Raw genomic sequence first — 23,992 nt, forward strand, 5'->3', positions numbered from 1 at the left:
AACTATCTAAAGCTCATAAATGGATATTTCTCTAATAAGTAATCTATCTTGGCTACCAATGTATCTAAGAAAGCTAAGTGCTGTTCTGCAGTTGGGTTAAAAGGTCTATGGTTCAGTCCTTTTTGCACCTCATCTACTTTGTGCATGATTGGATACATATCAGGATGAACCCAAGTTGTCACAAAGCGTTCCCAGATATAGTCTATCGCCAACTCATTTGGATGTAACATATCAGCTTTATAAAAGCGATAATCTCTTAACTCATCCATCACTATCTCATAAGAAGGGAAGTAATTAATCTCTGCTCCCTGCTCATCTTTTTGTGCATCTAACACATCGTGTAAGGCAGTAAATAATGCTGACTTACTTCTCTGATTCTCTACGATACCATCTTTAAAATGTCTCACTGGAGATACTGTAAACACAATCTGTATATCAGGATTAATAGCTTGTACTAATTTAATGATTTTAAACAGACTAGCCTTTATTTCCTCGTAACTTAATAATCTCTTTTTGAAATTGTGCTGTGGTACCTTATGACAATTAGCAACAACCATTCCACTCTCGATATGCTCATATACCCAAGCCGTTCCTAAAGTGATATACATAAAGGCACTTTCTTTTAACGCTACCTGTAGGTCAAACAACTTTACATTCAGCTTCGTCACGATATCTTCTTCTTCTAACTCATTCAAATCAGAATGTCCGATAAAGCTACTCCACACCTCGTTATGACAGAACACATCCGCACTTGTAAACTCATGCCCTTTCACAGCATATTCTAATACACGCTCTATCGCAATAGGATGAAACAGAATACCGAATGGGTTCACCACACTCTGGAACTGATACTCTTTTAACTTATCACTGATATTCACAGCAAAGCAAGACCCCATAGATAAGATCTTATCCTCATACTTAATTCTGTCCTTGGCTACCTTAGTAGGTACTACTGTACTAAACTTCATCCTCCTAAATTTATTCTTGTATAAAAAAAGATTCTCACATGAGAATCTTTTTTTATCTATTATTATTACAAATATAATACTATTTCAAATAATCTTTTGCGTGAGCAATAGCTTCTGCCATACCAGCTGGGTTCTTACCTCCTGCTGTAGCGAAGAATGCTTGTCCACCACCACCACCTTGGATGTGTTTACCTAGCTCACGTACGATAGTACCTGCATTAAGACCTTTGCTCTCTACTATATCTTTAGATACATAACATGTCAACATTGGCTTATCATTAGCTACACTACCGAACAGTACATATAGATTAGAGAACTCATTACCTAACTCATACGCTAAGTCTTTTGCTCCTGAAGCATCTAAGTCCACTTCTACTGCTAAGAAAGCAATACCGTTTACTTCTTGGATTTGACCTTTTAAGTCTCCTTTTAAGTTCTTCGCTTTCTCTTTTAATAGTTGCTCTACTTGCTTTTTAAGCTTAGCATTCTCATCTTGAAGAGCACCTACCGCTTTTAGAGTATCTTGTGGATTCTTTAATACCATTTTGATCTCTTTAAGTGTCAACTCTTGTTCAGCGTAGAACTGACGAGCAGCTTTATTCGTAATCGCCTCAATACGACGAATACCAGCAGCTACAGCTCCTTCACTTACGATCTTGAACTGCCAGATATCACTAGTATTCCCTACGTGAGTACCTCCACATAGCTCCATACTCTCTCCGAACTTAATAGCACGTACCTCATCACCATACTTCTCACCGAATAATGCCATAGCACCCTCAGCGATAGCCTGAGCCATAGGGATACTTCTGCGCTCTACTAATGGCAAGTGATCGTGAATTCTATCATTCACAAATGCCTCTACTTGTGCTAACTCTTCTTCTGTCACTTTAGAGAAGTGAGAGAAGTCAAAACGCAAGTGCGTAGGAGCTACTAACGAACCTTTTTGTTCTACGTGAGTACCTAAGATAGTACGCAATGCTTGGTGTAGTAAGTGAGTAGCAGAGTGGTTAGCCATAGATTGCTTACGAGCATCTACATCTACCTTCGCTACTAAAGTTCCTTCTACATTAGCAGGAAGCTCTCTTACGATATGTAATATTAAGTTATTCTCTTTTTTCGTGTCGATTACTTGGATCGTGTCATTAGCAGATACTAATACTCCAGTATCTCCTACCTGTCCTCCTCCTTCTGGATAGAATGGAGTAGCGTCTAATACGATTTGGAATAACTTACCATCTTTTTTACTATCAATCTTTCTATAACGAGTGATCTTCACTTCATTCTCTAACTGATCATATCCTACAAACTGCTCTACATTTCCTGATACCAATACAGTCCAGTCATCTGTAGACACTTCTGATGCCGCACGAGAACGTGTTTTTTGTTCTAACATTGCTGCGTCAAATCCAGCTTCGTCTAGTTCATATCCTTTCTCTCTAAGGATAAGAGCTGTCAAGTCAATAGGGAAACCAAAAGTATCGTATAGTTCAAAAGCCTTCACTCCTGATACTACTTTACCTTCTGTTTGTTTGATCACATTGTCTAATAAATGTAACCCTTGCTCTAACGTTCTTAAGAAAGAAGTTTCTTCTTCTTTAATCACGTTTTTCACTAATTCTTTTTGACTAGTGATTTCAGGGAAGAATGCTCCCATCTGTGCACTTAATACTTCTACTAATTCGTAGATGAATGGTTCTTTCTTATCTAAGAATGTAAATGCATAACGAATAGCACGACGTAAGATACGACGAATCACATATCCTGCTCCATTGTTAGAAGGCAACTGTCCATCTGCAATAGCAAAAGCAACTGCTCTTACGTGGTCAACAATAACGCGGATAGCGATATTAATCTTCTCTTCCTCATCATCTTTTGCTTTCATTGTGTATTTACCACCTGTAAGCTCAGATACTTTAGCGATAAGTGGAGAGAATACATCTGTATCATAGTTAGACTGTACTCCTTGAAGCACCATACATAGACGCTCAAATCCCATACCTGTATCTACGTGCTGAGCAGGTAACTTCTCTAAAGAACCATCCGCTTTACGGTTAAACTCCATAAATACGTTATTCCAGATCTCTACTACCTGTGGGTGATCTCCATTCACTAATTCTCTACCCGCTATTTTAGCTTTCTCATCAGCACTACGGATATCTACGTGAATCTCAGTACATGGTCCACAAGGTCCTTGATCTCCCATTTCCCAGAAGTTATCTTTCTTATTCCCCATCAGGATACGATCCTTATCAATTAGGGTACACCAGATATCATAAGCTTCTTGGTCAAAAGGAACGTTCTCCTCTTCGCTACCTTCAAATACAGTAACGTATAAAATATCTTTAGGGATGTTATAAACTTCAGTCAATAATTCCCAAGCCCAATTGATAGCTTCTTTCTTAAAGTAATCTCCGAAACTCCAGTTCCCTAGCATTTCGAACATCGTGTGGTGGTATGTATCGATACCTACCTCTTCTAAGTCATTGTGCTTACCAGACACACGAAGACACTTCTGTGTATCAGTGATACGGTTACTTTTAGGCTTGGCGTTTCCTAAGAAATACTCTTTAAACTGGGCCATCCCAGAGTTATTAAACATTAAAGTTGGATCGTCTTTAAGAACGATCGGCGCAGAAGGTACAACCATGTGACCTCTTTCTTCAAAAAAGTTTAAAAACTTCTGACGAATTTCTTGTGATTTCATATCCTTTGGAAACTAATTTATTCTTTTATATTCTTATTATTAAGTTATTCGGTTAGTTGTTAAACATATTATAAATTAACGAATAACTAGCTTTTATTTTATTCTCTTTGGCACTTAAACTATCATTATAACGAAAACATTTTTTAAATTTGTTAGCTAACCAATGACAGCACTTTTTATAAGATACAAAAAAGATAGTGCAAAAATAGTGTTTTTTTAAAAATATGGCTAAGGTAAAATATTATTACGACCCTGAAAAATTAGCGTTCCTTAAAATACGCCCTAAAAAGTTTAGACAGATAGGTAATATACTCTTGTTTTTACTGACAGCAGCTATTTTTGGAGTGCTTGGATTAATCTTTTTAATTAATAGTGATATCCTACAAACTCCTAAAGAAAAGAAACAAGCTAGAGAAATAGCAGAATTCAAAACTAACTATACTCTTCTAAACAAGAAACTTGACCTGATCACAGAGGTACTAGACGAATTAGAGGTACGAGATAACGATATCTATAGAGCTTACTTTAATACCGCGCCTATCCCTGATGAACAACGCAAGTCCGGTCTAGGAGGTATTAATAGATATAGATCATTCGTAGGGCTTAACAACGAAAAGCTATTGACAGAAACGAATGTGAAGATGGATCAACTACTGAAACAGGTAGCCATACAGTCCCAATCTTTAGATGACATTATCGCACTAGCCAAGAAGAAAGAAGAATTCTTATCTTCTATCCCAGCGATACAGCCAGTGAAGAATGAAGATCTAAAGAGAATGGCATCTGGATACGGATATCGTAGTGACCCCTTTACTAAAATCAAGAAGTTCCACGCTGGTATGGACTTCTCTGCAGAGGTAGGTACTCCGATATACGCTACTGGAGACGGTAAAGTAATCCGTGCTAATAATGAACTATCTGGGTATGGTAACCTAATCGAAATAGATCACGGATACGGATACCTAACTAGATATGCTCACTTAAGCAAGTACCAAGCTCGCGCTGGACAATCTGTTAAACGTGGAGATATCATAGGATATGTAGGTAGTACTGGGCGTAGCTCTGGTCCTCACTTACACTATGAGGTACACTACCAAGGTAATGTAGTCAATCCACTGAATTACTACTACGGGGAAATCTCTGCTAAAGAATTTGAACTTCTATCACAAGAAGCTAACCAAGAAAACCAATCACTTGACTAATGGAACTAAACTTACCTGATAAACGATACTATAGCATTGGCGAACTTGCCAAGGCATTTGATGTAAATGCTTCGTTATTGCGATTCTGGGAGAAAGAATTTGACATTATCAAACCTAGAAAGAACGCAAAAGGAAATCGAATGTTCACACCTCAGGATGTGCAAAATCTTCAACTCATCTATCACCTAGTGAAAGAAAGAGGATTCACACTAGACGGTGCTAAAGAACACATGAAGAAAAATGCAAAAGACATTATGGATAACTTCGAAATCATACAAAAACTAGAAGGAATCAAAACAGCGCTACTGAATATTAAAAATGAACTCTAAATAACAATAAAATCAAAATGAAAAAAGCTTTACCAATTATCATCGTACTTGTAGTATTAATCGGAGGATTCTTTATGTATTCAATGAGTGTACGCAACAAAGCATTAGCATTTGACCAAGAAGTTAATACCTCATGGGCAGATGTACAAGGGGCTTACCAACGTAGAAACGACCTTATCGGAAACTTAGTAAACACTGTAAAAGGGGCTGCAGATTTCGAAAAATCAACATTAGAAGCTGTAGTAAATGCGCGTGCAAAAGCTACTTCTATTAATATAGATCCATCTAATGTAACTCCTGAACAATTCCAAGAATTCCAACAAGCTCAATCTGGTGTATCTAGTGCTTTAGGAAGACTATTAGTAACTGTAGAGAAATACCCTGATTTAAAAACAAATCAAAACTTCTTAAAACTACAGGATGAACTAGCTAGTACAGAGAATCAGATCTTTACTCAACGCAGTCGTTTTAATCAGACTGTAAAAGCATACAACACTTATATTGGTGGAGAACCACAAACTTATTTTTTAGGAAAATACCAACCTAGAGCGCACTTCCAAGCTGAAGCTGGAGCTGAAAAAGCACCTAAAGTAGAATTCTAAAAAACTATAAAATGGATAGACTAAGAGAGTTTTTAACCAAAACGGATGAAGAAGAAATTGTTCTTGCTATTACTCAAGCAGAGAAGAATACTTCTGGAGAGATTAGAGTTCATATCGAAACGACTTCTAAGAAAGATCCTTTTGAAAGAGCTCAGGAGGTCTTCTTCGAATTAGGCATAGATAAGACAGCTGCTAGAAATGGTGTGCTGTTTTACATCTGTATTAACTCTAAAGCATTCGTGATACTAGGTGATCAAGGAATAGACCATAAAGTTAAATCAGACAACTTCTGGGAAGGAACCAAAGAACTAGTCATTAATCACTTCAGACAAGGTCTGTTCAAAGAAGGATTAGTCTACGGTATCCTAAAAGCAGGAAGTCAACTAAAAGTACACTTCCCTTCTCTAGAAGAAAATAAGAACGAATTATCAAACGAAATTTCAAAAGCATAAATCAATGATCAAGCTATTACTAAAAGCATATCATTTTATAACCCTGATTATAATTCTATTATTGTCACAGGTAACTTATGCACAATTAGACGTTCCAAAGAAACCCTCTTTCCAAACTTCTGTATACGACTATGCTACCATACTAGAAGAGAATCAAATGAAGCAATTAGAGCGCAAACTCATTGCTTATAGTGATTCTACTTCAACTCAAATAGTACTAATTACCATTCCTTCTCTAAAAGGAGAAAATATTGGTATACTAGGACCTAAATGGGGACAAGAATGGGGCATCGGACAGAAAGGAAAGGACAATGGTATCGTTATCCTAATGGCGGCAAAAGAACGTCAGATCGGTATCTACCCAGGTTACGGAGTAGAACACCTTATCACAGCTGGACAAGGAGGAGAGATTATCCGTAATATCATTATCCCAGAGTTTAAGCGCAATGATTATTACGCAGGATTAGACAAAGGGACAGATGCTATCTTCGAGCTATTGACTGGTACCTATAAGGCAGACAAGACTGTTAGAACAGATGGTGATAATAGTATCGGTGGTCTAGCGTGTTTAGGAATCATTATACTGATCATCGTACTGACTATCGTATTCGGTAAGAAAGATAACAATGGAAGAGGCGGAGGTAATCATCGCTCACGTGACTTTGGAAGTAGCCTACTAGACATCCTCGTATTAAGCAGTCTTGGCCGTGGTGGCGGAGGCGGTGGAAGCTTCGGTGGCGGTGGTGGCTTCGGAAGTGGAGGCGGTGGCGGAGGCTTCAGTGGAGGCTTTGGCGGCGGTGGATTCTCCGGAGGAGGATCTAGCGGTAGCTGGTAGACATACGTCATTCTAAACATATAAGCAGGTAATATAGTAAGTGCTAGTCGCTTCTACATTACCTGCTTTTTTTATGCACTCACGCTTGCTTTCATTAAAACACAACTACTTTACACCTCCATACTGACACCGTTATTTCACTAAATAAAACGGAGTCAGTACGGACTCATAACGGACTCACTACGGACTCAGTCCGCATAAATCAAAAAGGCAAGTCGGGTATAACTCCTATTCTAGCTATACTCGACTTGCCTTTATTATATTTTCTTGTATTTTACTTATGTACTGTTTTTAATAACTCATCACACGCATCGGTCTAGAGACTCCTCCTCTTCCTTTATTCCCTCCTTTTTTAGTTCCAGCGAACTCATTAAGCTTATAAGTCAGTGAGAACATCACATATCGCTTCAGTACTAAACTCTCAGAATCCACTATCTGCATTGGGTCTATCGTACGTGTACTACTTGTATTCTGATTTAATACATCATACACTTTCACCTTAGCACTGAATTTGTCTTTATAGAAATCATACGCTAGACTAATATTCCACATATAGAAATCCTTCTTAAATCCTTTAGCAATCTGTGAATTATAATTATAAGCAAAGTCGTTACCAAATGTAAACTTCTTCGGCCAATATGTTGTAGTCTGTATATTGAATCTATGTGTAAAGTTAGAAGCCTTATCTACTGAAAAATTAGTATAACTCGTTGTATTATAATTATAGTTATACGATGGTTTTATAGACACCCATTCTCCGTAATCATAGGTTAGATACACACGTGGCCCCATCGTATTCCCTCTAGCGGTATAAGTCTCTCCGTCTATATACCCATTATTAATGGTCTGATTATATCTAAACATAATACCGTATCTCAGCGCATGCTCACCCCATTTACTATTCTTAAACCAGTCAGCCGTAACTCCCCATTGATAGTTCCCCTGTATATTCTTATACGTAGAGATAGCCTTCTTATCCTCATCATAGATTACAGATCCTACTATACTATTGTCAAATATTCCTGCATTAGCCGAAATACTATATCCAGCACGAGTCTGAAAGTCATACGAACGGTAGCTCAAATTAACGTTATGCTGCCCAGTAGGTTTTAGATCAGGGTTACCGATCGTAGTCGTTAATGGGTTAGAGATATCTGTGATGTCAAGTAACTGGCTTGCGCTTTGATAATTGACATTATATCGATAGATACCGAATAGACTCTTATCCTTCGTCAGTCTATAATTAATCATTGCATTAATATTCGGGTCGATATAGTGTTTATCTAGACTATACCACTTCGCATTATAAAGAGCAGTAGCTGTATTCTTAACGATCTGAGTTCTCGTTGAAATATTAATATTGTACTTATTCTTATTCAACGCAAAGTTTACATAAGGAGACACCTTATTCCCAATATCCGTATATCTATTTGTCTCTAGTACATTGACATCAGTATAGCCCTGTTCTGTCTCATTATAGTTAAATACTTGGAGATCATTAATGCTCTGATCTCTACTCCAGTCCACCCCTACAGATACTCTTAATGAATCTGTGATAGGCTGTGTGAACTTTACAGATAGACCATAACTATCCGTAGTCGTATAATTCTTTCTATACTGTCTACGCCAATCTTCTTCTGTATCTGATTGAAAAAACTGCGTCAGAGACTCGCTCAATGCATTATTCGTAGCACTCCTATTACTGTTATTAAAACCGATGCTTAAATATTGTCCTTCTTTTTTAAACTTGCGCGTATACTGTGCAGACGAACCAAAACTATCAGAATTCCCTCTAGATGATGAATGAGCATTGCTACTATTCAGTTTTTCTCCATTCTCATCATAAGATACTTGATTGCTCTCACTAGTCGAATAGGTGTGATCTGTACTAAAATGAGGGCTAAAATAGAAAGCGTCTTTTTCTCCCATATAATCTACAGATACATTCCCTCTATGCCCTTCATTCCCTCCTAGTGAAGAAGAATTAGAATCTGTGCTAAACTGCCCTGAAGGCAAAAACTTAGTACTAGACGACTTATTAGCTTGTTCTGTCTCTGCAAAATTATAATCGTAACTACCATTAACCTTGAGCTTATCAGATACATCCTCTACAAAGTTTAGCCCTAACATACGCGATTCTGTAAGCCCTCCTCTAGAGCGCCCCGTACGCATATTATCAAACACCTTGTCCATAGAGAATCCAACAGCATTGATATTATTAGCAGATCCAATCAAACTAATCTTTCTACGCTTATTAAAGGCATTTAAGAACATTCCTGCTTCATAATGCTCATCTGTTCCATATCCACCTGATACTCGCCCAAAGTGCCCTTTATTCTTATCCTCGTCTATCGTGATATTGATACTCGCATCATCTGTTCTACTGCGTTCACCTGTGAATTTTTCTTTCTTAGTCTTTTTTTCAGTGACCTGTACTTTCTTGATAATCTCAGCAGGCAAGTTCTCTAGTGCTACTGCTCCATCTTCGTTAAAGAAAGGTTTACCATTGACTAAGATTTCATTGACAGGCTTACCATTGACTGTAATCTTTTTATTCTCATCTAGCTGCACCCCTGGTAGATTCTTTAAAAGCTCTTCAAGATTAGCATCAGGTCTTACCTTAAACGAAGCGGCATTAAACTCTAAAGTATCTTTCTTCATTCGAATAGGAGGAGCATCAGCCACTATCAATACTTCGTCTAGCTGATTTCCATATTCTTTAAGGATAAGTGTTTTAAGGTCTATATTATCTTGTACCCCATTTTCAAACTTCTTAGCATAATCTTGGTACCCTACCATAGAAAGCTTGAGCACTGAAGGGTCAGATAGCTTACTGAAGGCAAGCTTAAAGTTACCTTTGACATCCGTCATGGTGTACTCCACTAGCGTAGAATCTTTCTCTTTCGATAGATATACCGTCACCGCTTCTATCGGTTGTTTTAAACTATCTACTACTGTCCCAGTAATATTCACAGTGCTCTGTGAGTACATATTCACACAGGAGATTAATAGTAGTAACGTCAATAAGTTTCTCATAAAAAAAGCGGTCAATGTTATTACACAAAGACCGCTAGTATATATAGAATATATTACTTACTATTTCTGACGGAAATAAATATCGATAGGCACACCACTGAAGTTGTACATTTCTCTTAACTTATTCTCAATATATCGTTTGTAAGGGTCTTTGATATATTGTGGCAAGTTAGCAAAAAATACGAATTGAGGTGTAGCTGTAGGCAATTGCATACAGTATTTTATCTTGATATATTTTCCTTTAATTGCAGGAGGTGGCGTATTCTCTACGATAGGCAACATCGCTTCATTAAATTTAGAAGTCGAAATTCTTGCTTTTCTATTTTCATATACTTCCACAGCAGTCTCTAACGCTTTTAATAAACGCTGTTTAGTCACTGTAGATGTAAAGATAATAGGCACATCTGTAAATGGCGCGATCTCTTGACGGATTCTATCTTCAAATTGTTTAGTAGTCATAGTATCTTTCTCTACTAAATCCCACTTGTTTACAAGGATAACAACCCCTTTTCTATTCTTCTCTGCTAACCAGAATATATTCTGATCCTGTCCTTCGAACCCGCGTGTAGCATCTACCATAAGGATACATACATCACTGTGCTCGATAGCTCTCACAGATCTCATCACTGAGTAAAACTCTAAGTCTTCTTTTACTTTTGATTTTCTACGGATACCCGCAGTATCTACTAAGTTAAAGTCAAAACCAAACTGTGTAAAACGCGTATCAATAGCATCACGTGTAGTACCAGCAATATCTGTAACGATATAACGATCTTCACCGATAAGTGCATTGATAAAACTAGATTTACCAGCATTAGGACGACCTACAACACAAAAACGTGGTAACTCTTCTTCTTCTGTCTCTCTTACTTCTTCTTCTGGTAATGCAGCTACTACAGCATCTAATAGATCTCCAGTACCACTTCCACTCATCCCTGCGATAGGGTATATCTCTCCTAAACCTAGGTTATAGAACTCGAATGTATCATCCATACGCTTCGAGCTGTCTACTTTATTAACAGCTACGAATACAGGTTTAGTCTCCTTGCGCAATAAACGAGCTACTTCAGCATCCATAGGTGTGATACCTTCTTCTACATCTACTACGAATATTACTACATCACACTCTTCAATAGCTAAAGATACTTGACGTCTAATCTCACCTTCAAAAACGTCGTCAGATCCTTTTATATATCCTCCAGTGTCAATCACTGAGAACTCTCTTCCATTCCACTCTGACTTGCCGTAGTTTCTATCACGTGTCACTCCACTAACCGAATCTACGATGGCATCTCTTCTTTGAATCAATCGATTAAAAAAAGTTGACTTCCCTACGTTTGGTCTACCAACTATGGCTACTATATTACTCATAAATATTTTAAATATGTCGCAAAGTTAGTATTTCAATGCGATATTTTAATGATTATTTTATTATTCCTTATTTCTTTTGATTATATCCGAAACGACGTAGTTGATAGTCGCTCGATCTCCAATCTTTATTCACCTTTACGAATAGTTCTAAGTGAACTTTCTTCATAAAGAATTGTTCCATTTCTTCTCTAGATGTTATCCCTACTTTCTTTAAAGCAGCACCTTTATGTCCGATGATAATCCCCTTCTGACTATCTCGCTCTACCATAATGACAGCTTTGATACGAATGATATTCTCTTCTTCTTTAAACTCTTCTGTCTCTACCTCTACAGCATAAGGCACCTCCTTATCATAGTTAAGCAATATCTTCTCACGAATAATCTCGTTTACGAAGAAACGCTCTGACTTATCTGTTAGGGCATCTTTAGGGAAATACGGTGGAGATACTGGCAATAGTTCTATGATGCGATCATATACAGCCTGAGTATTAAACTTCTCTAAAGCAGATATTGGGAATATCTCAGCATTAGGAACCTTCTCACTCCATAAGGCTACTTGTTCTTCTAGTTGTTCTTGATTAGATTTGTCTATCTTATTTAGAAGCAACATTACAGGTACTTTAGAGTTGTTTATCCTAGCGAAGAACGCTTCATCTTTTAACTCTCTCTCCCCTATCTCTACCATATAAATCAATACATCCGCATCCTCAAAAGCAGATTTAACGAAATCCATCATTGATTCTTGTAATTCGTATGCAGGCTTAATAATACCAGGAGTATCTGAGAAAACGATCTGATAATCATCTCCATTTACGATTCCTAATATTCTATGTCTAGTAGTCTGTGCTTTAGAAGTGATGATAGACAATCTCTCTCCTACTAAAGCATTCATTAGTGTTGATTTACCTACATTTGGATTACCAATAATGTTAACGTAACCAGCTTTATGCGTCATATTATTTAATTTTTTCGGTAGCAAAGGTAGCTTATATCAATGACATAGGAAAAATTAAATATTATTTATAACAACACTTTATATATATTTAGCTTTTGAAATATAGATAAACAATTAACCTATCTGAGGTTATATACTTAAAAATAGAAGAGAACAAATGATAGAAGAGAACAAAAAACATTGGTCTAAAGTAGAATACCTACACGAAACAGTCAAGAATCCTAATATACATATCAAGGGAACAACAAGTTATTACAGCAATGCCTGGACGGGCAGCTTTGAAGATAGTGTAGTACGTTATCTATACGGAGACGAATACAGTCTACAAGCTTGGGAACCACTATGGCATATAGATCAGCTATACATAGGATCCCATGTCTGTATAGCAGCGGAAGTCGTTATCTTAATGGGAGGGAATAATACACATCGCACAGATTGGTTTAGTCTATACCCTTATCTAGATGTGATACAAGAAGCGTATCAAGCAAAAGGAGATACGACGATAGGTGATGGCGCATGGTTAGGTATGCGATCTATGATCATGCCTGGTATCACTATAGGTGAAGGAGCTATTATTGCTTCAGGTGCTGTCGTTATAAAGGATGTCGAACCGTATACTATCGTAGCTGGTAACCCTGCAAAACCAATAAAACAGCGTTTCTCAGAAGAAATAATAAAAAAGTTATTGGATTTAAAAATTTATGATTGGTCAGAAGAAAAACTAAACCATCTCCTTAAACACCTATGTAACAATGATATTAAGGCTTTAGAATTAGCTCATTCTGAGTATATACAAGGCTTACAATCAAAATAAAAGTAAAAAAGAGCGAATTATTTTAGGGACTCATTTGTGAGTTCCAAATATTCGTTCTATATTTGCACCACAATAACGCGGGATAGAGCAGTAGGCAGCTCGTCGGGCTCATAACCCGAAGGTCACAGGTTCGAGTCCTGTTCCCGCTACTAAGTAAAAGCCATTTCTAACGAAGTGGCTTTTTTTATATCCCTACTTTAGTTTAATTCAGATTTTTATCAAGAACAAATAATACATTGTCAAAAATGAATAACCTAATCAAAACTTTATTAGAATTAGAAAAACTAAAATATGTTGAACGAGGTACATCTGTAAAAAATCGAAAAGAAAGTACTGCAGAACACTCTTGGAGTTGTTTAATGATTGCCGATGTATTAATAGAATATATAGATAAACCACTTAATAGACTAAAAGTCTTCGAATACTTACTATACCACGATATAGCAGAAGTCTATGCTGGAGATGCTAAGTTTAATAATCCTCAAGAGTTACTTTTAAAAGAACAGAAAGAAAGGGATGCATTAAAAACTATTGAGTCTTTCTATCCTAATAAATCTAGATTACTCAACATATTAGACCAATATGAATCACGTTTAGATTTAGAATCACAATTTGCTAAAGCAGTCGACTGCCTAGACTCTTGTATTAGAAATATCAACGATACCAATAAAACTAGTGCAGATGGTTTTACAGAAGAACTGATTCGCCATAAATATCTACCTTATGTATCTAAATTTACGATTACATTAAATCTATTTGAAACTTTTATGTCTATACTTAAGGAGCAAAATAAACTATAGTGTTTTACCTAATAGTTCTTATCTAAATATCATTTTACTATAATACTCTGTTGGTACTTATACATATTTATGGCAACACTTAGCAATCCTAGTAAACCAATACCCAGCACAAGTAAGCCAACTGCTATCTCTTCCAAAATACTAGAAACAGCAAAATAATATCCTACTCCACCTCCAATAAAAGAAAGTACAGCCATTAGCGTTATAATATACAAGGCTATTGCACCTTTCTTCTTGTTCTGCCATATACGTTTAGAGAAATTATTCTGCGTCTTGGTCGAATCCTGCAATGCCGAAAAGCTGACTCCAATTCCTATAAACATCAACGCATTATTCATACACGATAAATAAGTATCCATATTACCGAAAGCTATTCTATAGTAGATCGGTTTAAAGCTATAGAATAAAGCTATTAATAGAAAAGGGTATTGTAGGTAACTAATAATTTGAAATGTTTTCTCAATATTCTTCATATAATAGGGAAGTATTAATTCATAATAAGTCTCAGAAACAGAATAAGTACTATTATTACCCTGACTAACACAGTCAAAAATACTAAAATATTCACAAAATAAATGAATCGTCTCTTTTTTAATTAACAGTTACGCACCTATCAAACAAGTTTATTAAAAAGAATATAACCTTCTAGTAATATTACTTCTATAAAATATATTATCAATAATAATTAAGTAAAAAAGACTCCTAAGAGTGAAAAACATTTAACATTAAAGCCGATAAACACTGTTTTACTCAATTGTCTGATTTTGTCAACCCAAATATTGGTTGTACATTTGTACCACAATAGCGCGGGATAGAGCAGTAGGCAGCTCGTCGGGCTCATAACCCGAAGGTCACAGGTTCGAGTCCTGTTCCCGCTACTAAGTAAAAGCCACTTCAATCACTTGAAGTGGTTTTTTCTTGAAATAATATAACTTTATTACGCCTATTTTATAAAAAAAGGGATTACGTTAAGTAATCCCTTTTTTATTATCTATTGTAATTGTTCGTGGATTTCTTCCCACTCAATCATCAAATCATCAATCTTATTCTTTTTCTTCTCATACTCACTAAAAAAATTCGCATCAGCCATTAGCTTTTCATAGTCTACAGCTAAACGTTCATCATCCTTAGCTACCTTCTTCTCAAGTTCAGCTATTTCATTCTCAATCTTACTCAATCTATTTTGAAGTGTCTTCTGCTTCTTTTGGTCTTCATAAGATAAAGCAGGTGCTTTTTTCTCCTCCACTACTACTGCTTTAACCACAGGAGCAACAGTTACTTTCTCGATTTCACGCATATTCTGCGCATTGCGTTCTTCTAAGAAGTAATTGATATCACCTAAGTATTGTTTTATCTTTTGATCTTTAAACTCATAAACCAACTGCGTTAACCCTTGTAAGAAGTCACGGTCGTGAGATACTAATAGTAAAGTTCCCTTAAAGTTCTCTAGTGCTTTCTTCAATACATTCTTAGACTTAATATCTAAGTGGTTCGTCGGCTCATCCATCAGCAATACGTTGATAGGAAGAAGTAACATTTTACACAATGCAAGTCTGTTACGCTCTCCTCCTGACAGTACTTTCACTTTCTTCTCAACATCATCTCCTCTAAACAAGAAAGACCCTAACATATCGCGTACTTTCACACGATTACCATCAGTAGCTGCGTCTAACATTGTGTCTAATACCGTTTTCTCACCATCTAAATAGTCTGCTTGGTTTTGAGCGAAGTATCCTAACTGAACATTGTGTCCTAGCTTAATAGTCCCCTCGTATTCAAACTCCTCCATTATAGCTTTGATCAACGTAGATTTACCTTGACCATTCTGTCCTACAAATGCTACTTTAATCCCGCGTTCTACTAATAAGTCGATATCTTTAAAGATCACTTTATCACCATAACGCTTCGTTACTTTATCAATTTCTAAAACTACTTTACCTGGATCTATACTCACAGGGAAAGAGATATTCATTACCGCATTATCATCCTCATCTACTTCGATACGCTCTACTTTATCCAATTTCTTGATAAGAGATTGTGCCATAGAAGCCTTCGTCGCTTTATATCTAAACTTCTCGATAAGCTTCTCCGTCTCCTCTATCTTCTTCGCCTGATTCTTTTGAGAAGCTAACTGCATCTCACGAAGTTCTTCACGCAATACTAAATACTGTGAATAAGGCTTATTAAAGTCATATATCTTCCCTAATGATATTTCTATCGTACGATTCGTTACATTGTCTAAGAACATCTTATCATGCGAAATAATCACTACTGCACCAGCATACGACTTTAAGAATTGTTCTAACCAAATGATACTCTCGATATCCAAGTGGTTCGTTGGCTCATCCAGAAGTAACAAATCGTTATCTTGTAGTAACAATTTCGCTAACTCGATACGCATACGCCATCCTCCAGAGAAAGTATCTGTCTGATTATTAAAATCCTCACGTTTAAAACCAAGTCCTAATAAGATACGCTCTGTGTTACCAACATAATTATATCCTCCGATAATCTCAAAGCGGTGTGTCAAATCACTTAACTTTTCGATTAACTCACTATAACTTTCAGACTCATAGTCTGTACGTTCATTTAATTCAACATTAACCTTTTCAAGATCTGCTTCTACCTTCTTAATCTCTACGAAAGCTTGATAAGCTTCGTCTAGTACAGTCCTACCAGGTATAAAATCAATATCCTGTCTTAAGAATCCGATACGGAGGTCTTTTTCAACAGCCATACTTCCAGTATCAGGCTCTAAATCTCCTGATAATAATTTCAACATTGTGGACTTACCAGCTCCATTCTTCCCAACTAACCCCACACGGTCACCTGCACCGATGCGGAATGTCACATTCTCAAATAAATACTCACCAGAAAAAGAAACTGATAGATTGTGTATATTTAACATACTTAGATTGTACTAAAATTTAAACTTCTTATATCTATGAATAGAGATATTCTCCTCTAGCTCCATAGCTTTTTCTATATTATTATATAATTTCTCTGCTAAGAAAGGCCCTAATAACACCCCTCTCGTTCCTAATCCATTCAATACATGGATTCTTGCAGACTCTCTACTTCTTCCTAACAATGGACGACGATCTTTTACAGTAGGTCGTACACCAGCATTATGAGCTACTACTTCAAAGTCTAAGTCCACAACATCTCTTAACCCTTCTAACAACTCTCTTAGACCCTCTTCTGTAGTTGTATCTGTTTTATCTTCCCAATCGTAAGTAGCGCCTACTTTATATAGATCATTACCTACTGGGATTAAAAACACATTTGCCTTCAATATAATATCTATACTAAGATTTGGAATCTTCACTAAAAGCACCTCTCCTTTAGTACCGTCTAAAGGCAGATCTTTAAAGAATGGATTCTGCAACATCCCAAAACCTTCTGCAAAAACAATATGCTTAGCCACTATATCCTTATAAGTTACTTCATCATCTGTATAGCTTAAACTATCGTAATCAAACTCCTCTTGTCTATAACTATTGATTTCGTTCAAATAAGCTCTATAAGCCTTAATCAAGGTTTTAGTTTCTACATATCCAGTATAGTTCACCTCTCCAAAACCAAAAGGAGACTTCACTCCATTAATTTCATCGCGAACCAACTTAGGTGATAGATACTTTTCTAAATTAGGTTTATCAGCTGCATGGAACCAATTATTCTGCTCCTCCACAGATAATAATCTTCTGTACAAAGGCATTTCAAAGATAAACTTCTCTCCTAATTTCTTTTCTAATTCTGCATAAAAAGGCAAAGCAATATCTAATTGTTCTCCGACCTTCCACACATCTGTGAAACGCTTTAATACGACAGGGTTATACATTCCACCTGCCATTAGTGAAGAAGAGCGCTTCTCATTGTCTATCACTACGAAGGACTTCCCTTCACTAGCTAGTTTTTCTGTAAAACAGATTCCTGCTAAACCAGTACCTACTACAATATAATCTACCATACTTAAAGCCATTAAAAAAGCTCTTATCTATTCTAATAGATAAGAGCTTAATAAATTAGAAACTACAAAATTAGTAATTCCACATATCATCTTCAAGGTTTCGAATCAATTCTTTAATTCTTTCTGCCTCAAATAAACGTTTTAAATCATTACTCTTGATGTAATCATCAATTTTACGATTACCATATTGGTTATCTGCTTTATAAATAGTAGCACTGAATCTTCTCGAGTTTAACAAATGGTCAAAGTTGATTGGATTAAGTGGGTTCTTAGCATTGAATGCATAGTTTTGGAACAATGTATTACGAGCATCAGCAAAGAATATCCAGAATAACTCTACATAGTTCTCATTAGCTGATCCTTTAGTATACAAGTCTGCTACTACTGGAGCAATACCTAATAATCTATATTTTAACTGTCCTTCATTTCTATCGAAATACCACATACCCATGATGTGATACTCTTTAACGTCAGAAGGTCTTAACTCTACTTTCTGAATATATTCCTCAGGAATAGCTTCTCCAGCATTGTAATACTCGATACCAGCATCTGTAGTATCAATTCTCACGAAAGAGTCTTGAATATCTTTTAATGTACGTTGATTTTTAAAATCACTATTATCATACACTTCTGTAATCTCTCCAGATTTAATACCATCGATTAAAACTTGGAACAGAGGTTTTCTTCCTTCAGATGAATACTCATCAATAGGATATAGATACATCTCATTCGCTTTCTCAGCTAACGAAATATTCTCCCATACTTTAATACCAAATAAGATATCTTTCTCACGAACGTTTCCGTAAGGTATTGGTCCTTCTGCTTTGATTAGAATCTCCGAGATTGGCATAATACCAATATCAGCAGCAGATTTTGCATTCAATAGATTCGTCTGAGCGAATGATGCTATTGAAAACATCGTAAACACTATATATAGTGAAAAATTCTTCCAGTTCATATTCTTCAAAATTTTCTTCTTATAAATTTAAGTGAAATTACATAATCTCAAACGTACATGGTGATGTTTTTTTCAAAGCATAGTCTCCTGCCCCTTCTAAACGCACCTTAATATCCGAAATTACTACTACATCACCTAACTGAGCTCTACGAATAGCCGCTTTTGCTCTTTCATTCATTCTATTTCCAGGAACAACGATACTAGGTTGTCCAGGTATTTGCAATACAAAACTAGTAACTGTAAGATTTAAATCAAAGTCAAAGTCTTCTAATTTAGCACCGATAGTCACAATCTCTAAGTTAGACTTAGGTCCTTTAGCATTGAACTCCCCACGTACTGTTCCTCTTGGAGAAGGAATATCTTTAATACGGAAAACTTTTCTATCAGATACTTTTTGTCCATCAGGTAAAGTTCCTGTCACATTGATAACTACTTCTCTTCCTGCTTGTGGTCTTAATGTATATTTACCACCTCCTTGACTTGTAAGTCCTGGAGCAGAAGCTTGTACTTTATCATTAGCAATACCAGCAAACGAAATAGTCATAGGGTTAGAAACACCACGATATACTACGTTCATTTTATCAGCAGATATATTAGCTGAGTTCGGTTTAGGTACTACTACATAACTACCTTTAATATCAATCTCTACTGGCTGACCATCCTCTACGAAAGTAAACTTACCTCCGATTTGGTGCTCACCTACGTTACCAACAGTAAATCCTAAGTTAACTTGTCCATCAACTAATGATTTAGATAAATCAATATTTTGACCATTAACAACTACTTTAGTAGGAACAGTTGATTTATCATAACGACCTAATACTACTCTACCTTTATAAGTTTCACCAGCAAAAAGAGTAGACTTGTCAGCTACTACGATAGCTTGATAGTTCTTCATAGATGCAGCTTTACTAAGTGTATTACCCATTAAGCTGTTATAAATCTCTGCTTCTACTATCTTCGCATCATTTTGCATGGTAGATAACTTAGTCAAAGAAGCAATTGCTGGGAACCCATAGAAATTATAATTTAAATAAGCTCTCTCTTTTCCTTGGCTATCTTTCACATCGCTTAGATTAAATTTACTATTTATATCTAATACGATAGGTTGGAACTTAGCATCTTTTTCTAAGATATCAAGAAGTGCTTTTTTGTACTTATTAATACCATCGATAAAAGCCTGTCCTTCTGCTGAATAATTATCACCTGTGAACCAAGCATCATTGATAATATCAGATTTATTCATACGCTCAGCTGGTAATTTACCATTCTCTGTGCGTTCACCTTCAAATTCGCTAGTAATTAGAGTTTTATATTTACCCACGAAGTCATAGAACTCCTGAGTAATTTTCTCTACTTGCTTTGCTTTTTTTGCAGGGTCAGCGAATTGAGCTGGGTTCTCCTCAGCTTTCTTCTCTAAAGCCCCTAGCAAACCTTCATTATTTGCTTTTGCACCTTCATTAGCTGCCTCGAACTTCTCGTTCACTACACCAAAAGCTGATAAAACCTCTGTAGATACCTGAAGTGCCATCATCGCGATAAACACCAGATACATCAGGTTAATCATCTTTTGTCTTGGGGTCAGTTTTTGTTTAGCCATTACCTTATAATAATTTTAAAATTATAAACTAATTAGCATTTCTTCCACCACCCATAGCAGAAAGCATTCCACCATAAACGTTGTTTAATGACGCTAAATTGTTTGTTAATGCTTGCATTTGCTCTTTTAATTGAGCATTGTTTTCAGCTACTGCTTTATTGATTTCAGCATTCGCTGTTGCGCTTTCTAATTGTACTTTATAAGCTTTGTTTAGAGACTCTAACTGTTGAGCAGCTAATGTCATTTCTTGCGCATATTTTTGTGTTGAAGCAACAGAATTCACAGAAGGTCCCATCTCTCTAGAAGCAGCTTCGAAATTACGAATACTGTTTCCTAAGCTATTCATCAACTCTCCGTCAATTTTTGCGTCTTTCAACATTTGATCTAATTTTTTAGAAAGCATACCTTCCGTATCTTGAGGCTCTACAACAGCTTGTTTAGCCACTTTTACTTCTCTAGCTTTCCCGTCTTTTAATTCTGGATATACCTTTGCCCAATCTAATTCCTCATCAACTGGCTCGAATGCAGAGATTGCAAAAATAAATGCCTCTACTAATAGACCGATAGTTAACATATTGTTACCATTCAAAGGTCCAAATTCCATGTGCGTAATTTTAAATAATGCACCGATGATTACTACTGAAGCTCCCATTCCATAACAGAAGTTCATCAATTTTTTAGATATTGCCATAGCCTTTTTCTTCTTTTATTTTTTTGTTTGATTATTAACGAGCCATTTTTGCTTGGTTAACACGTGATAAAGAACCTGACACAGACTGTACTGTTCTAAATCCGATGTAACTTCTTGCTGAATCTGCGTACTCAGAATCACGAGTAGCAACTTGTAAGAAATATGCTGGGTCTCTCCAAGAACCACCTCTTACTACTTTTAGTGGGCTTTCGCTAGGTCTATTTCTAGGCTTTAAAGCTGACATGTGATCGTAACTTGATGCATCATAAGTAGAACTAGTCCACTCTGCTACGTTACCTGCCATATTGTATAAGTTATATCCATTAGGAGGGTAAGAACGAACATTAGCTGTATAAAGAGCTCCATCTGCTGCATAATCAAAACGAGTTGGTTTAAAGTTTGCCATAAAGCATCCTTTCTCATCTGTAGCATAAGGTCCACCCCAAGGATACATAGCTCCTTCTAGACCACCTCTAGCAGCGTACTCCCACTCACTTTCCATTGGTAAACGGAATTCGTTGATCTCAAGAGTCATCTTATTATCTTTCAAATAGATGTTTTTATACATTGATCTCCATGCAGCGAATGCTTTAGCTTGGTGCCAGTTTACCCCTACTACAGGATAATCACCAAAAGCTTCGTGCCAGAAGTAATCGTTGTGCATTGGTTCGTTGTAAGAATATTGGAATTCTTTAATCCAACGTGTTGTATCAGGATAGATTAATAGTGTCTCAGTTTTTAAGTGTCTATTTCTCTTTCCTCTATTTTCTGTTGATCTATCTCTAGTAGCTGCATCTACATCTACATAAGAATATTTAAACTTCAACTTAGAGTTATCGAAAGTAGTCATACCATTATATGTCTCACTAGCTGGGATATATAATGAATCCATTACTTCCACGTAATTAGCGTCTGGATACTTTCTAGTATCTTTCACTAAAGGAACTTTTTTATTTAAACGACGACCAGAGTAGATATCATCACTCACCTGAAAGCTGTAATAGTTCTCATACATATATCGTTGGTATGGAGTCATTCTTTCTAAATCCTCTTCAGCATCTACGAATGCATACGCACCGATACCACCTGATTCTTTAGCCACACCCATTTCATCAGCTGCAATAGCTAATTTTGTTCGAACAACAGAATCCTTAACCCACTCTACGAATTTACGGTACTGGTTATTCGAAATTTCAGTTTCATCCATATAAAATGAACCGATAGTAACTGTTTTTGTTGGCGCATCTTGGGCTCCTAAGAAATCCTCATTGGCTTGACCCATGGTAAAAGTACCTCCTGGAATAAGTGACATCCCTTGTGGTTTATCACTGCTCCATCTTTTTCCAGCCTCACCATGCATCAATTCACCTCGATCTCCAGTTCCACAACTGGTCATCAAAGCTAAAACTGCTCCTAACGTAATGATCTTCTTCATATAATTTTAGGTTTTTATGTACTACTATAAAATACTTATAAGTAATTTTTTTTCTTTTTATTTCACAAAACAAAGCTAAAAATTAATTTAACTTAATTATTTATTTTTGTTAAATTAATTTTTATACCACACTTTTTTTTATTGTTCGCCACCATCTTTCAGGTATAACTTGGCTAATAGCCAACTCATAATCCTCATAACTACAAGGCAACAACACTTTTCTTTCGGCATCCATCGTTTCTATAGAAGCCTCTATCCACCAGCGTTCAGAGACATCGCTCTTATAGAATATCAAGTCGTCATATCCCTCTATCGGCACGATATACTTCATATAACTAGCCTTACTAACAAAAGGATATTCATTCGATCTATAATTAACACCTTCCACAAAATACCAAAGGATTTGTGCTATTAATAACGTTTCATTTTTATTATTATTATAATTAAATATTCCAAAAGATGAAACTCTATCACTCAACCCACTATATCTAGCTAAGGCACATATCTCTCTTCCATCAAATCCATTCGGATTAAAGAACTCAAAATTACCAGAATCAGCAGACTTAACAGAAGTCATATCAATACTTACGATATCAGCATCTCTAAGTACTGGCTCAGCTAATTTTATATTACCAGATATTTCTCCTACTCTATACGCCTCAAAATATAAACTAGCGATTAAGTCTATTTCCTCCTGCGCATTGAAGTAAGTCTGATACCCGATATTAGAAAAATTAAACAGATTCGTAGGCTCTTCTAATATAATACGCGTCAGATAACTATTCGCCACATCACCTTCTGTCTTAGAAAGATCTAACTTAGCATCTATAGACACCAGATTCACTGACTGCTCTAACGCATCATACGCTCTATACATCGCATAGGTCATATCCTGAGATCCTCCTACGAATACAGGGATTACCCCTTGTCTCACTAGATCTGCTACTAGAGTCTTTACTAAATAGTATGTATCCTCTAGTCTCTCCCCAGCCATTATATCACCTAAGTCTATAATATTCACTCCCCAGTTACCAGGATATAACGAATACCAAGCCTTTCTTATTTTAGTGATATCTACTATACTTACTCCTTCACCATTACCTCGATTATCTCCTATTCCGATAATAGCGATATTATATCGACCTTCATTCTCAAAAGAACCTCCAGAGAAGAACGTTACTTTCTTCCCTATACACTGACTCTGTAAACCATCTATATAAGTGATTAATTCGTTATTTATCGGTCTTAGCAGTTCGTAGATCATTCT

Annotated in this window: 20 protein-coding genes and 2 tRNA genes; 9 read left to right on the plus strand and 13 right to left on the minus strand. The window is 36.3% G+C overall.

The window, feature by feature from the left end:
• Positions 1–2: 2 nt before the first annotated feature.
• Entirely contained in the window at positions 3–968 is a 966-nt protein-coding gene (locus MPR_RS16055) for a GSCFA domain-containing protein (protein WP_041894296.1), read from the minus strand.
• A 79-nt stretch (positions 969–1,047) separates the two neighbouring features.
• Entirely contained in the window at positions 1,048–3,675 is a 2,628-nt protein-coding gene (alaS, locus tag MPR_RS16060; RefSeq protein WP_041894297.1) for an alanine--tRNA ligase, read from the minus strand.
• A 224-nt stretch (positions 3,676–3,899) separates the two neighbouring features.
• Here alaS and MPR_RS16065 point away from each other — a divergent pair, with 224 nt between their 5' ends.
• From MPR_RS16065 to MPR_RS16085, 5 genes are read left to right on the plus strand one after another with little or no spacing between them, the layout of a single operon-like run.
• On the plus strand, positions 3,900–4,877 hold the full coding sequence (locus tag MPR_RS16065) for a M23 family metallopeptidase (protein WP_006259637.1): 978 nt from the start codon (positions 3,900–3,902) through the stop codon (positions 4,875–4,877).
• Complete coding sequence (locus MPR_RS16070) at positions 4,877–5,206, plus strand: MerR family transcriptional regulator (RefSeq protein WP_006259638.1); 330 nt, start codon at positions 4,877–4,879, stop codon at positions 5,204–5,206. The genes MPR_RS16065 and MPR_RS16070 overlap by 1 nt, the downstream gene beginning before the upstream one ends.
• Before the next feature lie 17 nt (positions 5,207–5,223).
• Positions 5,224–5,808: a LemA family protein gene (locus MPR_RS16075; RefSeq protein ID WP_006262159.1), complete on the plus strand. Its 585-nt coding sequence runs from the start codon at positions 5,224–5,226 to the stop codon at positions 5,806–5,808.
• A gap of 11 nt (positions 5,809–5,819) precedes the next feature.
• Positions 5,820–6,260, plus strand: a complete 441-nt coding sequence (locus MPR_RS16080) for a TPM domain-containing protein (RefSeq protein WP_006262160.1) — start codon at positions 5,820–5,822, stop codon at positions 6,258–6,260.
• Positions 6,261–6,264: 4 nt separating this feature from the next.
• Complete coding sequence (locus MPR_RS16085; RefSeq protein ID WP_041894303.1) at positions 6,265–7,095, plus strand: TPM domain-containing protein; 831 nt, start codon at positions 6,265–6,267, stop codon at positions 7,093–7,095.
• Between the two features lie 291 nt (positions 7,096–7,386).
• Here MPR_RS16085 and MPR_RS16090 read toward each other — a convergent pair whose 3' ends face one another.
• The 3 genes from MPR_RS16090 to era all read right to left on the minus strand — a co-directional run bounded on the left by MPR_RS16090 (position 7,387) and on the right by era (position 12,457).
• On the minus strand, positions 7,387–10,086 hold the full coding sequence (locus tag MPR_RS16090; RefSeq protein WP_041895603.1) for an outer membrane beta-barrel protein: 2,700 nt from the start codon (positions 10,084–10,086) through the stop codon (positions 7,387–7,389).
• 105 nt (positions 10,087–10,191) lie between these two features.
• Positions 10,192–11,502 carry a ribosome biogenesis GTPase Der gene (der, locus tag MPR_RS16095; protein ID WP_006264649.1) on the minus strand — a complete coding sequence of 437 codons (1,311 nt, stop codon included), beginning with the start codon at positions 11,500–11,502 and terminating at the stop codon, positions 10,192–10,194.
• A 67-nt stretch (positions 11,503–11,569) separates the two neighbouring features.
• On the minus strand, positions 11,570–12,457 hold the full coding sequence (gene era, locus MPR_RS16100) for a GTPase Era (RefSeq protein ID WP_041894305.1): 888 nt from the start codon (positions 12,455–12,457) through the stop codon (positions 11,570–11,572).
• Between the two features lie 157 nt (positions 12,458–12,614).
• Between era and MPR_RS16105 the strand changes: the two genes are divergently transcribed.
• From MPR_RS16105 to MPR_RS16115, 3 genes are all read left to right on the plus strand, one after another.
• Positions 12,615–13,271: a CatB-related O-acetyltransferase gene (locus MPR_RS16105; protein ID WP_041894309.1), complete on the plus strand. Its 657-nt coding sequence runs from the start codon at positions 12,615–12,617 to the stop codon at positions 13,269–13,271.
• 76 nt (positions 13,272–13,347) lie between these two features.
• Positions 13,348–13,420: transfer RNA gene (locus MPR_RS16110), tRNA-Met, on the plus strand.
• 96 nt (positions 13,421–13,516) lie between these two features.
• Positions 13,517–14,071, plus strand: a complete 555-nt coding sequence (locus MPR_RS16115) for an HD domain-containing protein (RefSeq protein ID WP_041894311.1) — start codon at positions 13,517–13,519, stop codon at positions 14,069–14,071.
• 29 nt (positions 14,072–14,100) lie between these two features.
• Here the strand turns inward: MPR_RS16115 and MPR_RS16120 are convergent, their stop codons facing one another.
• Positions 14,101–14,544, minus strand: coding sequence for a hypothetical protein (locus MPR_RS16120; RefSeq protein ID WP_041894313.1), 444 nt, complete (start codon positions 14,542–14,544; stop codon positions 14,101–14,103).
• A gap of 332 nt (positions 14,545–14,876) precedes the next feature.
• Here MPR_RS16120 and MPR_RS16125 point away from each other — a divergent pair.
• A tRNA-Met gene (locus MPR_RS16125) sits at positions 14,877–14,949 on the plus strand.
• 113 nt (positions 14,950–15,062) lie between these two features.
• Here the strand turns inward: MPR_RS16125 and MPR_RS16130 are convergent.
• From MPR_RS16130 to MPR_RS16160, 7 genes are all read right to left on the minus strand, one after another.
• Complete coding sequence (locus MPR_RS16130; protein ID WP_041894315.1) at positions 15,063–16,979, minus strand: ABC-F family ATP-binding cassette domain-containing protein; 1,917 nt, start codon at positions 16,977–16,979, stop codon at positions 15,063–15,065.
• 12 nt (positions 16,980–16,991) lie between these two features.
• On the minus strand, positions 16,992–18,053 hold the full coding sequence (locus tag MPR_RS16135; protein ID WP_041894317.1) for an NAD(P)/FAD-dependent oxidoreductase: 1,062 nt from the start codon (positions 18,051–18,053) through the stop codon (positions 16,992–16,994).
• Between the two features lie 58 nt (positions 18,054–18,111).
• Positions 18,112–18,999, minus strand: a complete 888-nt coding sequence (gene porN, locus MPR_RS16140; RefSeq protein WP_041894318.1) for a type IX secretion system ring subunit PorN/GldN — start codon at positions 18,997–18,999, stop codon at positions 18,112–18,114.
• Between the two features lie 37 nt (positions 19,000–19,036).
• Complete coding sequence (gene porM, locus MPR_RS16145) at positions 19,037–20,599, minus strand: type IX secretion system motor protein PorM/GldM (protein WP_041894321.1); 1,563 nt, start codon at positions 20,597–20,599, stop codon at positions 19,037–19,039.
• A 28-nt stretch (positions 20,600–20,627) separates the two neighbouring features.
• Entirely contained in the window at positions 20,628–21,290 is a 663-nt protein-coding gene (porL, locus tag MPR_RS16150) for a type IX secretion system motor protein PorL/GldL (RefSeq protein WP_041894323.1), read from the minus strand.
• Positions 21,291–21,324: 34 nt separating this feature from the next.
• Entirely contained in the window at positions 21,325–22,725 is a 1,401-nt protein-coding gene (porK, locus tag MPR_RS16155; RefSeq protein WP_041894325.1) for a T9SS ring complex lipoprotein PorK/GldK, read from the minus strand.
• A 121-nt stretch (positions 22,726–22,846) separates the two neighbouring features.
• Positions 22,847–23,989, minus strand: a complete 1,143-nt coding sequence (locus MPR_RS16160; protein ID WP_041894329.1) for a formimidoylglutamase — start codon at positions 23,987–23,989, stop codon at positions 22,847–22,849.
• Positions 23,990–23,992: the final 3 nt, after the last annotated feature.

The organism is Myroides profundi (assembly GCF_000833025.1).
Lineage (GTDB): Bacteria > Bacteroidota > Bacteroidia > Flavobacteriales > Flavobacteriaceae > Flavobacterium > Flavobacterium profundi_A.